We start from the raw sequence: 12,518 nt of genomic DNA on the forward strand, positions 1-12,518 counted from the left end.
GCCGCGGCGCGGCGCTCGCGTGCGGGTACGGGCGCGAGCAGCACCGACAGCGACACGATCGACCCGAACGTCGACAGCAGGACCGTGCACGACGTCACGCGCCTCCGCGCATCGGTTGCGCAAGCAACTTGTATGCAACGACGGCCGAACCGAGCGCCAGCACGCCGCTCACCGTCAACGCATCGGCGAACCCGCTCGCGAACGCGACGGGCGCCACCTGCGCGAGCGCGCCGGCAGCCGACGGCGGCACGCGGCCGAGCGCCTGCGCGAGGTCGCCGGCCAGCAGGCTCGACATGAACGATGCATCGGCAAACGCGCGCAGGCCGGGCGTCGCGGACAGCAGGCTGTCGAGCCGTGCATGCGTACTCGCCGCCAGCACCGCGCCGAGCACGCCGACGGCCGTCACGATCGCCGAGAAGCGCGTCGTCGTGCTGATGCCCGACGCCATGCCCGTTCGATCCGGCGGCACGCACGCCATGATCGCCTTCTGCGTGTCGCCGTTCATGATGCCGGCGCCGCACCCCGTCACGAACATGCCGAGCGCGACGAGCCGGTAGTCGCCGCTGGCCGTCAGCGCCGCGGTCGCGAGGTTGCCGGCGCCGATCAGCGCGAGCCCGCCCGCCAGCACGCCGCCGGACGACACGCGCGCGGCGAGCGCCGCACCGAGCGACGGGCCGGCGATCATCGCGAACGCGAACGGCAGCATGCCGAGCCCCGCATCGATCGCCGACATCCCGAACGCGTTTTGCAGGTACAGCGGCAGGAACGTCATCATCACCTGCGCGCACGCCGCATAACCGAACATCGCGAGCACCGCGCCGACGAAGCGCGGCTGGCGGAACAGCGCGAGATCGATCATCGGCCGCGCCTGCCAGCGCTCCGCGCCGACGAATGCCGCCAGCAGCGCGGCCGCGAGCGCGAGCCGGCCAATCGTCGCGCCCGACAGCCAGCCGTGCGACGGCGCGCCGATCAGCGCCGCGATCGCACAGGCGAGCGCCGCGCCGAACAGCAGGCTGCCGGCCGCGTCCACGCGTTTCGCATGCGGATCGTTCGATTCGTCGATCGCGACGCGCGCGCCGGCCGCCAGCAGCAGGCAGACGGGCAGGTTCAGCAGGAACACCCAGCGCCATCCGATCCATTGCGTGATCGCACCGCCGACGAGCGGCGCGATCGCCGTCGCGATCCCCATGCACATGCCCCAGATCGCCCACGCACGCGCCCGTTCGCGTCCGTCCGGGAAACGGTTCGCGATCACCGCGAGCGCGGCGGTCAGCAGCAGCGCGGCGCCGCCGCCCTTCACCGCGCGCGCGGCGATCAGCCAGCCGGCCGACGGCGCGATGCCGCAGCCGAGCGACGCGACGAAGAAGAGCGCGAGCCCCGCGAAGAGCATCCGCCTGCGCCCGAAGCGGTCGGCGAGGCCGCCGGCCGGCAGCAGGCACGCGGCGAACGCGGTCATGTACGCGCTCACGACCCATTCGATATCGGCGAAGCTCGCGTGAAAGCCGCGCGCGATGCTCGGCAGCGAGACGGCCACCACGTTCGTGTCGAGCACGATCAGCGCGCAGGTCGCGGACGCGACGGCGAGCGTCGCGGCGGCAGGCAAGTTGCCGCCGGTGCGCGGGGCGGCCGCCGCGCTCGCGCGCGACGCCGGTGAAGACTGGGACATCGGCCACTCCGGAACAGGATGAACGAGCCGTATGCTAGGCTTGGCCGCTATTGCCTGTCATTGACACTTCAAGGCAGTTTCATTGACGAAAATCGCAACCATGAGCCAGCTCGAATTCCGTCACGTGCGCGCATTCCTGAGCGTCGCGCAGCATCTGCACTTCGCGCGCGCGGCCGACGCGCTCGACATGGCGCCGCCCGCGCTCACGCGGCAGATCCAGGAAGCCGAGCGCGTGCTCGGCGTGCGGCTGTTTCACCGGTCGCGCCGCGCGGTCACGCTGAGCGCGGCCGGCGAAGCCTATCTCGCGGAAGCGCGCGCCGCGTTCGACCATCTGCAGCGCGGTCGCGAACTCGCCGCGCTGGCCGAACGCGGCGAGCTCGGCCGGATCGAGATCGGCTATGTGTCGTCGGCCGTCTATTCGGGCACGCTGCAGCGCACGGTCGGCGCGTTCCGCACCGCGCATCCGCGCATCGAGCTGAACCTGCGCGAAGTGCCGATGGACGACGTCGCGAACCAGCTCGACGCGGGCCGCCTCGACCTCGCGTACGTGCGCCCGCCGTTGCCGCTGCCCGGCGGCCTGCGGATCGTCACGCTGCAGCGCGACGTGTTCGTCGTGGCCGTGCCGGCCGATTCGCGCCATGCGGCGATGGCGGCGGTGCGCGCGGCGGACCTCGCCGACGCGCACTTCGCCGTGCCCGAACAGGCGCTTGGCACGCTCGAAGTCGCGCGCCGCGGCCGCTTCGCGCCGGTCGTGGCCGCGCGGCCGGGCGGCCTGCTGGCGGTGCTCGCGTGCGTGTCGGTGAACGGCTGCGTCGCGGTGATTCCCGATGCGCTCGCCGCTTGCGTGTCGCTGCCGGGCGTCGTGTACCGGCCGATCGCCGGCAAGCCGATCATGTCGGCGCTCGCACTTGCGCACCGGCGGTTCGAAAAGGCGCCCGCCGTGCGGGCATTCCTGCGCACGGTTGCGCCGGCCGCGTAAGGCGCTCGCGCCAGGCCCGGGCCATCGGGTCGGCGGCGGCCGCACCGACGGTCGCCGCGCGAATATGCATTCCACGATTCGATGTTTGTCGGCCGGAAACCGATTCCGTAACCTGCCCGGCAGCCGCGCCGCCCGCGCGCGGATCACCGAGGACACGCCGCCGATGACCCACGCTTTCGCCACCGCGCGCCGCCGCACGCTGCAGCGCCTTGCCGCCCTCGCCGCCGCGCCGCTCGCGGGCGGCCTCGCCCTCCCCGCCCGCGCGGCCGGCGACGCCCTGTCGGGCGTCACGCTCGTACTCGGCGACCAGGCCGGCGGCCTGCGGGCGCTGGCCGAAGCGGCGCGCGTGCTCGACGGCACGCCGTACCGGTTCCGCTGGGCCAACTTCCAGGGCGCCGCGCCGCTGTTCGAAGCGCAGCGCGCAGGCGCAATCGACCTCGCGCCGGCCGGCGACCTGCCCGTCCTGACGGCCGCGCTCGGCGATCCGTCGTTGCGAATCGTCGCGACGCGCGTCGGCTCGCCGACGTCGCTCGGCATCGTCGTGCAGCCCGACTCGCCGGTGCGCACGGTGGCCGACCTGAAAGGGCAAACCGTCGTCGTGTCGTCGGCGCGCGGCAGCATCTCGCAATACCAGTTGTACGGCGCGCTGCGCGAACACGGGCTCGCGCCGCGCGACGTCGAGGTGCGCTTCGTGCTGCCGGTCGACGCGTTCGCCGCGTTCGAGGCGAAGCGGATCGGCATCTGGGCCACGTTCGATCCGTACTACGGGCATGCGGTGCGACGCGGCGCGCGCATCGTCCGCGACGGCAGCGGCATCAATTCGGGGCTCGCGTTCCTCACGTCGCCGGTCGAGACGCTCGACGATCGCGGCAAGCGCGCGGCGCTCGCGGACGTGCTCGCACGGCTTGCCCGCGCGGGCCAATGGGCGCTCGCGCACCCGGCCGACTACGCGAGCGTCTATGCGTCGCTCACGCGCCTGCCGACCGACGCGGCCACCGATATCGCGCGCCGGGCCGCGCTCGCGCAACGCAGCCTCGGCGACGCCGACATCGCCGTGCTGCAGCGCGTCGCCGATCGCGCGGCGGCCGATGCGATCCTGCCGCGTCGCGTCGACGTCGCGTCGATCGCCGTCCGGCAGGTGTCCGCCTGAGCGATGCGGCGCGAGGACGTGTTCAGCACGGCCGCGCCATGTCGAGATTCGGCACGTCGTCGCCGAACGTCGACGCGACGAGCGTGCGCATCGCGGCGAACGGCGGCCGCTCCACGATCGGGCCGCCGTCTGCCCAGGACGACGGCGCGAACGACGTCGGAACGCCGCCCCCGAACAAACCCGCACCCGCTGCCAACTGCGTGTCATTCGTGCGTAGAATGATCCGACGGCTTGCCGACCGACCCGCGGCACGCCGCCGAGGCCCTCACAAACACAACACATGACAAGCGCGCCGATCCGGCCCCGTCTCCGCATGTCCGGCGGCAACGGAACCACGCAATGCGGCGCAGACCAGACCTCACGGGGGGACGTATGTCCAGGCACACCCTGAAGCCGTTGGTATCGCTCGTCGTGCCCTTTCACGACGAAGCGGAAGCGATCGATGCGTTCTTCGCGACCACCGTTCCGATACTGGAAGCGATCGGCACCGCGCGCTTCGAAATCGTTTGCGTGAACGACGGCAGCCGCGACGGCACGCTGGACAAGCTGATCGACATCGCGGTCGCCGATCCCCGGGTGCGCATCGTCGATCTCACGCGGCGCTTCGGCAAGGAAGCGGCGCTCACCGCCGGCATCGACGAAGCGGCCGGCGCGGCCGTGATCCTGATCGACGCCGACCTGCAGGACCCGCCCGCGCTGATCCCCGCGATGCTCGAACGCTGGCACGCCGGCGCCGAGGTCGTCGCCGCGAAGCGCACCGACCGCCGGTGCGATCCGCTGATGCAGCGCGTGGCCGCCGCGCTCTACTACCGCGTGCACAACCGGCTCTCGGAGGTCGAGATGCCGGAGAACGTCGGCGATTTCCGGCTGATGGATCGCCAGGTCGTCGACGCGCTGCGCGCGCTGCCCGAGCGGCGGCGCTTCATGAAAGGCCTGTTCGCGTGGGTCGGCTACCGTACCGAGATCATCGAATACACGCGCGCGGCGCGCAGCGGCGGCCGCTCGAAATTCTCCGGGTGGCGGCGCTGGAACTTCGCGCTCGAAGGCATCACGAGCTTCAGCACCGTGCCGTTGCGCGTGTGGACCTACATCGGCCTCGCGTTCGCCGCGCTGTCGTTCGTCTACGGCGCGTACATCGTGATGCGCACGCTGCTGTTCGGCAATCCGGTGCACGGCTACGCGTCGCTGATTTCCGTCATGCTGTTCGTCGGCGGCATCCAGTTGATCGGCATCGGCGTGATCGGCGAATACGTCGGCCGGATCTATCACGAATCGAAGCAGCGCCCGGTTTATCTCGTGCGGCGCCGCTACCGGGCCCATGCGCTGGCCGGCCAGCAACCCGCGCGGCACGCCGCGCCGCCGGACGGCCCGACGCTGCTGCAGTTTCCGGTCCGGCGCGTCGCGACGGCCCGGCGCCGGCAGACGGTCGTCGCGGGCGCGCACGCGCCGCGCAACCTGTCGGTCAAGTAGCGCCGCATGGATATTTCCGGCTCGTCGATACGGCGCGACGAATGCGCGGTCCGCGTGTGGCTCACACCCGCACGCATCGCGCTGTACAGCGCGGTCATGCTGGCGATCGGCATGCTGCTGGGGTCGATCCTGCTCTGGATCGGCTTTCATTCGACCGATTCGGCCACGTTCCGCCCCGGTTCGGGGTACATGGTGTTCTGGTCGGCATCCCATCTGATGCTCCACGGCTCGCCGTGGCAGGCCTACGACGTCCCCGCGTTTTCTCGCGCGCTCGCCGGACTGTTCCCGTTGGCGGGCCGCCATGCGTTCCTGCCGTGGCTGTACCCGCCGTCGTACCTGCTCGCGGTGACACCGCTCGCGCTGCTGCCCTACGCGATCAGCTATCCGCTGTTCGTCGTGCTCGGCATCGTGCTGCTCGGCCTCGCGGTGTGGCGCGTGTCGGGGCTCGGCGCGGTACCCGGCGCGACACGCATCGGCTGGCTCGCGCTGGTCGCCTGCCCGGGGGTGCTCGTCACCGCGTTGCACGGACAGAACGCGATGCTGACCGCGGCGTGCGCCGCGCTCGCCGTGTATTTCGTCGACCGGCGGCCGATGCTGGCCGGCCTGTGTATCGGACTCCTGTCGGTCAAGCCGCAGCTGGCGGTGCTGTTCCCGTTCGTGCTGATTGCCGCGCGCGCATGGCGCGCGTTCGCGTGGGCCGCCGCGTGGGCGAGCGCGATCACCGCCCTGGGGATCGCGGCGGGCGGCATGGAACCGCTCCGCCTGTTTCTGCAGAATGCCGGCGCGCTGCGTTCGCTCATCATCGAGCATGGCGTGCCGTTCTGGTTTGCGTCGCCGACGCCGTTCGCGGCGTTTCGGCTCGCCGGCCTGTCGCCCGCCCTCGCGTTCGCCGGCCAGGCCGGCGTGGCCGCGATCGCGCTCGCGGCAGCGTGCCGCGTCTGGCGTCGCAGCCGGGACGTCAGACTGCGCGGCGCGATACTGGCGATCGCGACGCTGGCCGCCAATCCCTATGCCTGGCACTACGAACTGTCGTGGCTGTGCATCCCGATCGCGTCCATGATCGCGCTCGGCGCGCAGTACGGCTGGCGACGCGGCGAGCAGGGCCTCATCGCCGTCATGTGGGCGCTGCCGCTGTACGAGTTTCTGAATCCGTGGATGACGCTGCCGCAGATCGGGCCCGCCGTCACGTCGATCGCGCTGCTCGTGCTGCTGCAGCGCGCGCGCTCGCTCCCGCGATCCCCCGCGCGGCGATAAGCATAGTTCAAATCGTTGCTTGTCCGGCCCCGGGGCGTCATCGAGAATGACCCGACGGGCTGCGGCCCGGCCTCGTTCCCCAACGTTCCGGATCCATCGATTCATGCTCCCACTGCGCCTGCTGCGATCGCTGCTGATCGCGTCCCTCATTGCGTTGCCGGCCGCCGCCGCGCACGCGGACAAACCCGTCACCATCCGCATCGGCGTCGCCCAGCAAGGCGCCGGCGATCCACCGACGTTCGGCGGATCGAGCGCCGCCACCGTGCAGTTGCAGCAACTCGTCGAAAAGGAATTCGCCGCCGACGGCATCAAGGTGGAATGGCTGTTCTTCAAGGGCGCCGGCCCGGCCGTGAACGAGGCGATCGCCAACAAGGCGCTCGACTTCGCATACGAGGGCGACCTGCCCGCCGTACTCGCGCGCTCGAACGGGATCAAGACGCGCCTGCTGCTCGCCGCGAGCGTGCGCTCGGGTATCAAGATCGCGGTGCCGCCCGACTCCACGATCCGCTCGATCAAGGACCTGAAGGACCGCCGCGTGTCGATCTTCCGCGGCACCAACCTGCAGCTCGTCGCCGACAACGCGCTCGCGAAGAACGGCCTCGGCGAACGCGACCTGCGCGTGATCAACCTCGACGCCGCCAGCTCGCTCGCCGCGCTCGCATCGAAAGGCATCGACGCGTCGGTCGGCGATTACGGGCTCTACAAGCTGCGCGACGCGGGCCTCGCGAAGATCATCTACGAATCGCAGAACGACGGGCCGCAGCTGACGCGTCAGACCCACCTGCTCGTGCTCGACGAGTTCGACCGCGCGCACCCGGACATCGTGCAGCGCGTCGTCACCGCGTTCGTGAAGGGCGCGCAATGGTCGTCCGACGAGGCGAACCGCGATGCGCTGTTCAAGCTCTGGGCAAAGAGCGGCGTGCCGTATTCGTCGTGGCAGGCCGATTATGCGAACCAGCGCCTGAAGGACCGCCTGTCCCCGCTGATCGATCCGTTCGTCGTCGCGCGCTACAAGGCCGTCGCGCAGGATGCGCTGAACCTGAAGCTGATCCGCCAGCCGGTCGACGTCGACGGCTGGTTCGAGCCGAAGTATCTCGACAATGCATTGCGCACGCTGAAACTCGAACACTACTGGCCGCGCTACGACGCGGCCGGCAAGGCCCTCTCCTGACCGGACCACCCCGATGAGCGACACCGCGTTTTCCGTCCCGTCGACCGAACCGCACACGCTCGCCGTGCCCCCGCGCCGCGCGGCCCCGGTGATACGGCTCGCGTGGCAGCTCGCCCCGTGGGTGCTGCCCGCGCTGCTATTCGCGCTGTGGAGCGTCGGCAGCGCGCGCGGCTGGATCGCGCCGCAAATCCTGCCGCCGCCCGAACGCGTGGTCGACACGCTGGCCGAGCTCGCGTCGAGCGGCGATCTCGTGCGCCACACGCTGATCAGCCTGCAGCGCGTGCTCGTCGGCTTCGCGGCCGGCACGCTGCTCGGTGTAGCGATCGGCGTCGCACTGGGGCTGTCGCGCACGCTGGAAGCCTACGTGCTGCCGAGCTTCAACGCGCTCGTGCAGGTTCCGGTGCTCGGCTGGCTGCCGTTCCTGCTGCTGCTCGTCGGCGTCGGCGAGCCGCTGAAGTACCTGCTGATCGCGCATGCGGCGCTCGTGCCGGTCACGCTGAGCACGTTGCAGGGGTTTCGCCAGGCGCCGCCCGCGCTCGACGAAGTCGCGCGCGGGTTCGGCTACACGCGCCGGCAACGCATCGTCCACGTCGTGCTGCCGGCCGCGATCCCGACGCTCGCGACCGGCGTGCGACTGGCGTTCACGAAGTCGTGGCTCGCGCTCGTCGTGGTCGAACTCGTCGCGTCGTCCGAAGGGCTCGGCTACCTGATCGTGTACGGACGGCAACTGTTCCAGCTCGATCTCGTGATGGCGGCCGTGGTCGTGGTCGGCGCGGTCGGCCTGCTGATCAACCGGGCGCTCGACGCACTTGAAGCGCGCCTGCGCCGCGGCGTGCCGTCCGCGTTTCGCGGCTGAAGCGCCCTCGAAGGAGAATCGCCCGTGCCGCATGCCGCCACACCGTCACTCACACCGCCCACCACGGCCGCCCGCCGCCTGCATGCGCCCGACTGGCGCGGCTTCATGCTGCCGCTCGCCGCGTTTGCGTGCTGGTGGGCCCTCGCTGCCACGCACCTCGTGAAAAGCGGGCTGTTCGTCGGCCCCGCCGACGTGCTGCACACCGCGTGGGCGCAGGCCACGAGCGGTGCGCTCGGCCGCGCATTGTCGGCGTCGCTCGCGCGCGAAGCATGCGGGTTCGCGATCGGCGCGACGGCCGGGCTCGTGCTCGGCGCCGTGCTCGGGCTGTCGCGTGTCGCCGCGCGGATGGTCGGCCCGAGCTTCGACACGTTCAAGCAGATCTCGCTGTTCGCGTGGATTCCGCTGATTTCCGTGTGGTTCGGCCTCGGCGACGTCGCGAAGGTCGTGTTCCTGTCGCTCGCCGCGCTGCTGCCGGTCGCCGCCCATACCTGCGACGGCATTCACGCGGTGCCGCGCACGTATGTCGACGTCGCCCGCGCACTGCGCTACTCGCGGCTTCAGCTGATCCGCTACGTGATCCTCCCGGCCGCGCTGCCGTCGATCTTCACCGGCCTGTATCTCGGCCTGATCTATTCGTGGCTCGCGACGCTCGGCGCCGAGTACCTACTCGTCGCAGGAAGCGGAATCGGCAACACGCTGATCGACGGCAGCGAGCAGTTCCGGATGGATCTCGTGCTGTTCGGGATCATCGTCGTCGGCGTGACCGGCAGGGCACTGAACGCGACCGCGCGGGCGATCGAGCGCAAGGTGCTGGCGCGGCGCGGCGACCTCGCGCGCTGAGCGCCCTTTCCTTCCCCTTTCCTTCCGTTTCGCCCCTTCTTCGTACCGCCATGACGACTCTCACCTCCGATTCGCTCGACATCCTCCATGTCGGCAAGCACTACGCGCAACGCGGCGCGGCGCTCGCGGTGCTCGACGACGTATCGCTGCACGTGCGCGCCGGCGAATTCGTCACGATCGTCGGCGCCAGCGGCTGCGGCAAGTCGACGCTGCTGCGGCTCGTCGCCGGGCTCGACACCGATTACACCGGCGAAATCCGCGCTGGCGGCGAACGCGTGCGCGACACGTCGCTGCAGCGCGGCATCGTGTTCCAGGATCACCGGCTGTTCCCGTGGCTGACCGTCGAACAGAACATCGGCGCCGCGCTGCGCAACGCGCCGCTGGACGCCGCCGCGAAACGGCGCGCGATCGCTGAACACATCGCGCTCGTCGGGCTGAACGGCTTCGAGCACGCGTTTCCGAACCAGTTGTCGGGCGGGATGGCGCAGCGCGTCGCGATCGCGCGCGGTCTCGTGAACCGCCCGCGCGTGCTGCTGCTCGACGAGCCGTTCGGCGCGCTCGACGCGCAGACCCGCGCGAAGATGCAGAACGAACTGCTGCGCATCTGGGAACAGGAGCGCATCACGATGCTCCTGGTCACACACGACGTCGACGAAGCCGTCTATCTCGGCGACCGCGTCGTCACGATGGCGCCGCGACCGGGCCGCATCGCGCGCATCGTCGACGTCGCGCTGCCGCGGCCGCGCCGGCGCGATTCGCCGGCATTCGCGCGCTTGCGCGACACGGTGCTCGCCGATTTCGACGATAGCGAACCGCCGGACGACGACGGTTCGGACGGCAAGCGCATCGACGCGGCGCGCCCGCACCGGATCGGCGAATGGCGGCTCGCGTGGTAAGCGCATGCCATCCCGAATCGCTCAGCATCACGACACATATCGTTCATCGCAGCGCGCACGCTAAGGTTGTGACGATTCATCGGTTCCGGTTCCGCGCGGCGCCTGCTTGAATGGAGACTCGACCGACCCGACTCCCAGGAGACTCCCGATGTCCGATGTCCAGCATGCCGCTCACTCGTCTTCGCCTGCTTCGCACGCCGCGCCGCGCACGGCCGCCGTCCCGCTTCAGCTTCGCCAGGTCGCCGGCCGGATCGGTGCCGAGATTGCCGGCGTGCGGCTGTCGGCCACGCTCGACGACGCGACGTTCGACGCGATCAACGCCGCGCTGCTGCGCCACAAGGTGCTGTTCTTCCGCGGCCAGCACCATCTCGACGACACCGCGCAGGAAGCGTTCGCCCGCCGCTTCGGCGACACGGTCGCGCACCCGACCGTGCCGTCCGTCGACGGCAGCGCGGCGTTGCTCGAACTCGATTCCGCGCACGGCGCACGCGCCAATTCGTGGCACACCGACGTGACCTTCGTCGATGCGTACCCGAAGATCTCGATCCTGCGCGCGGTCGTGATCCCGCCGTTCGGCGGCGACACCGTATGGGCCAACACGGCCGCCGCGTACGCGCATCTGCCCGAATCGCTGCGCGCGCTCGCCGACACGCTGTGGGCGCTGCACACGAACGCGTACGACTATGCGTCGACGCACGTGCACGCCGACGATGCGCAACTGAAGCGCTACCGCGAAGTGTTCACGTCGACCGTCTACGAAACCGAGCACCCGGTCGTGCGCGTGCATCCGGAAACCGGCGAACGCACACTCGTGCTCGGGCACTTCGTGCAGCGGCTCAAGGGGCTGTCGGCGCAGGATTCCGCGCATCTGCTGCAGGTGTTCCACGAGCACGTGACGCGCCTCGAGAACACCGTGCGCTGGAACTGGCAGGAGGGCGACGTTGCGATCTGGGACAACCGCGCGACGCAGCACTACGCGATCAACGACTACGGCGATGCGCGCCGCGTCGTGCGCCGCGCGACCGTTCACGGCGACGTGCCGGTCGGCATCGACGGCCGCCAGAGCGTCCTGCTGAAAGGGCCGGGCGCCACGCTGCAATAACGTCCGCGTATCCACGTCACGCGGCGGCGCTTTCCCGCGCGCCGCCGCGCTCCTTGCTGGAGGACACCCGCCATGGATATCGCCTCACAGGACCGACACTTGCACGCGCAACGATGTCGTCCGTCTTCCCCGTTCACTTCCGCCAGGAGCGTCGCATGAGCGCCCTACTCGAACCCGCCGCCCACCCGGTCGACGTGATTCCGCTGTCCGCCCATATCGGCGCGGAAATCCGCGGCGTCGACCTCACGCAACCGTTGACCACCCCGCAGATCGCAGCGATCCGCGCCGCGCTGCTGAAATGGCGCGTGATCTTCTTCCGCGAACAATTCCTCACGCACGAGCAGCATGTCGCGTTCTCCGCGCAGTTCGGCGAGCCGACGGTCGGCCACCCGGTGTTCGGGCACGTCGACGACCATCCGGCAGTCTATTCGATCGCGAAGCATCGCAAGGCGACGCGCTTCGAAGGCGAGCCGGTGCGCCGGCCCTGGACCGGCTGGCACACCGACGTGACGGCAGCCGTGAACCCGCCGTGGGCATCGATCCTGCGCGGCGTGACGATCCCGCCGTACGGCGGCGACACGCACTGGACGAATCTCGTGCGCGCGTACGAAACGCTGTCCGCGCCGCTGCGTGGCTTCGTCGACACGCTGCGCGGCATCCATCGCTTCACGCCGCCGCCCGGCGCGCGCGCGACCGGCGCCTTCGACGACGCGGTCGAGCGCCGCCCGCTCGTGACCGAACATCCGCTCGTGCGCGTGCATCCGGAGACCGGCGAACGCGCGCTGTACGTGAGCCCGAGCTTCCTGAAATCGATCGTCGGGCTGACGCCGCGCGAGAGCCAGGCGCTGCTCGAACTGCTGTGGGAGCACGTGACGCGGCCGGAATTCACGATCCGCTTCAAGTGGGAGCCGCGCAGCATCGCGTTCTGGGACAACCGGGCGACCGCGCATCTCGCGCCCGTCGACATCTTCGATCTCGACTTCGACCGCCAGCTGTATCGCACGACGCTCATCGGCGACGTGCCGGTCGGCCCCGACGGCCGCCCGTCGGTCGCGCTCGAAGGCACGCCGGTCGAAACCGCGGCCGCCGTCGCACTCAACTGATGCGGCAAATGCCGGCGCGTACGAACGCGCC

General features: G+C 70.5%; 11 protein-coding genes. 10 read left to right on the plus strand and 1 reads right to left on the minus strand.

All coding sequences use genetic code 11. The features are described from left to right. Nucleotides 1-94 precede the first annotated feature (94 nt). Nucleotides 95-1,666, minus strand: coding sequence for an MFS transporter (locus tag A9Z05_RS12505; protein WP_069618367.1), 1,572 nt, complete (start codon nt 1,664-1,666; stop codon nt 95-97). A 100-nt stretch (nt 1,667-1,766) separates the two neighbouring features. On the opposite strand from A9Z05_RS12505, the gene A9Z05_RS12510 reads away from it, so the two are divergent. From A9Z05_RS12510 to A9Z05_RS12555, 10 genes are all read left to right on the plus strand, one after another. Next, nucleotides 1,767-2,645, plus strand: coding sequence for a LysR family transcriptional regulator (locus tag A9Z05_RS12510; RefSeq protein ID WP_069618368.1), 879 nt, complete (start codon nt 1,767-1,769; stop codon nt 2,643-2,645). Between the two features lie 163 nt (nt 2,646-2,808). After that, nucleotides 2,809-3,795 (plus strand): ABC transporter substrate-binding protein, encoded by a 987-nt coding sequence (locus A9Z05_RS12515; RefSeq protein ID WP_069618651.1) that lies wholly within the window; start codon nt 2,809-2,811, stop codon nt 3,793-3,795. A 372-nt stretch (nt 3,796-4,167) separates the two neighbouring features. Beyond that, the gene (locus A9Z05_RS12520; protein ID WP_069618369.1) at nt 4,168-5,265 is read left to right on the plus strand and encodes a glycosyltransferase family 2 protein; all 1,098 of its coding nucleotides are present in this window, start codon (nt 4,168-4,170) and stop codon (nt 5,263-5,265) included. A gap of 6 nt (nt 5,266-5,271) precedes the next feature. After that, a complete protein-coding gene (locus tag A9Z05_RS12525; protein WP_069618370.1) occupies nt 5,272-6,519 on the plus strand; it encodes a glycosyltransferase family 87 protein in 1,248 nt (415 codons plus the stop codon). Between the two features lie 103 nt (nt 6,520-6,622). Further along, nucleotides 6,623-7,690 carry an ABC transporter substrate-binding protein gene (locus A9Z05_RS12530; RefSeq protein WP_069618371.1) on the plus strand — a complete coding sequence of 356 codons (1,068 nt, stop codon included), beginning with the start codon at nt 6,623-6,625 and terminating at the stop codon, nt 7,688-7,690. Between the two features lie 13 nt (nt 7,691-7,703). Beyond that, on the plus strand, nt 7,704-8,546 hold the full coding sequence (locus A9Z05_RS12535) for an ABC transporter permease (protein WP_069618372.1): 843 nt from the start codon (nt 7,704-7,706) through the stop codon (nt 8,544-8,546). 24 nt (nt 8,547-8,570) lie between these two features. Beyond that, entirely contained in the window at nt 8,571-9,386 is an 816-nt protein-coding gene (locus tag A9Z05_RS12540) for an ABC transporter permease (protein WP_069618373.1), read from the plus strand. A 50-nt stretch (nt 9,387-9,436) separates the two neighbouring features. Continuing rightward, the gene (locus A9Z05_RS12545) at nt 9,437-10,282 is read left to right on the plus strand and encodes an ABC transporter ATP-binding protein (protein ID WP_069618374.1); all 846 of its coding nucleotides are present in this window, start codon (nt 9,437-9,439) and stop codon (nt 10,280-10,282) included. A gap of 148 nt (nt 10,283-10,430) precedes the next feature. After that, nucleotides 10,431-11,384 (plus strand): TauD/TfdA family dioxygenase, encoded by a 954-nt coding sequence (locus A9Z05_RS12550; protein ID WP_069618375.1) that lies wholly within the window; start codon nt 10,431-10,433, stop codon nt 11,382-11,384. 155 nt (nt 11,385-11,539) lie between these two features. Beyond that, complete coding sequence (locus A9Z05_RS12555; protein ID WP_069618376.1) at nt 11,540-12,487, plus strand: TauD/TfdA family dioxygenase; 948 nt, start codon at nt 11,540-11,542, stop codon at nt 12,485-12,487. The last annotated feature ends 31 nt before the right edge of the window (nt 12,488-12,518 follow it).

This window comes from Burkholderia sp. A2 (genome assembly GCF_001729305.1).
Classification (GTDB): Bacteria; Pseudomonadota; Gammaproteobacteria; order Burkholderiales; family Burkholderiaceae; genus Burkholderia; species Burkholderia sola.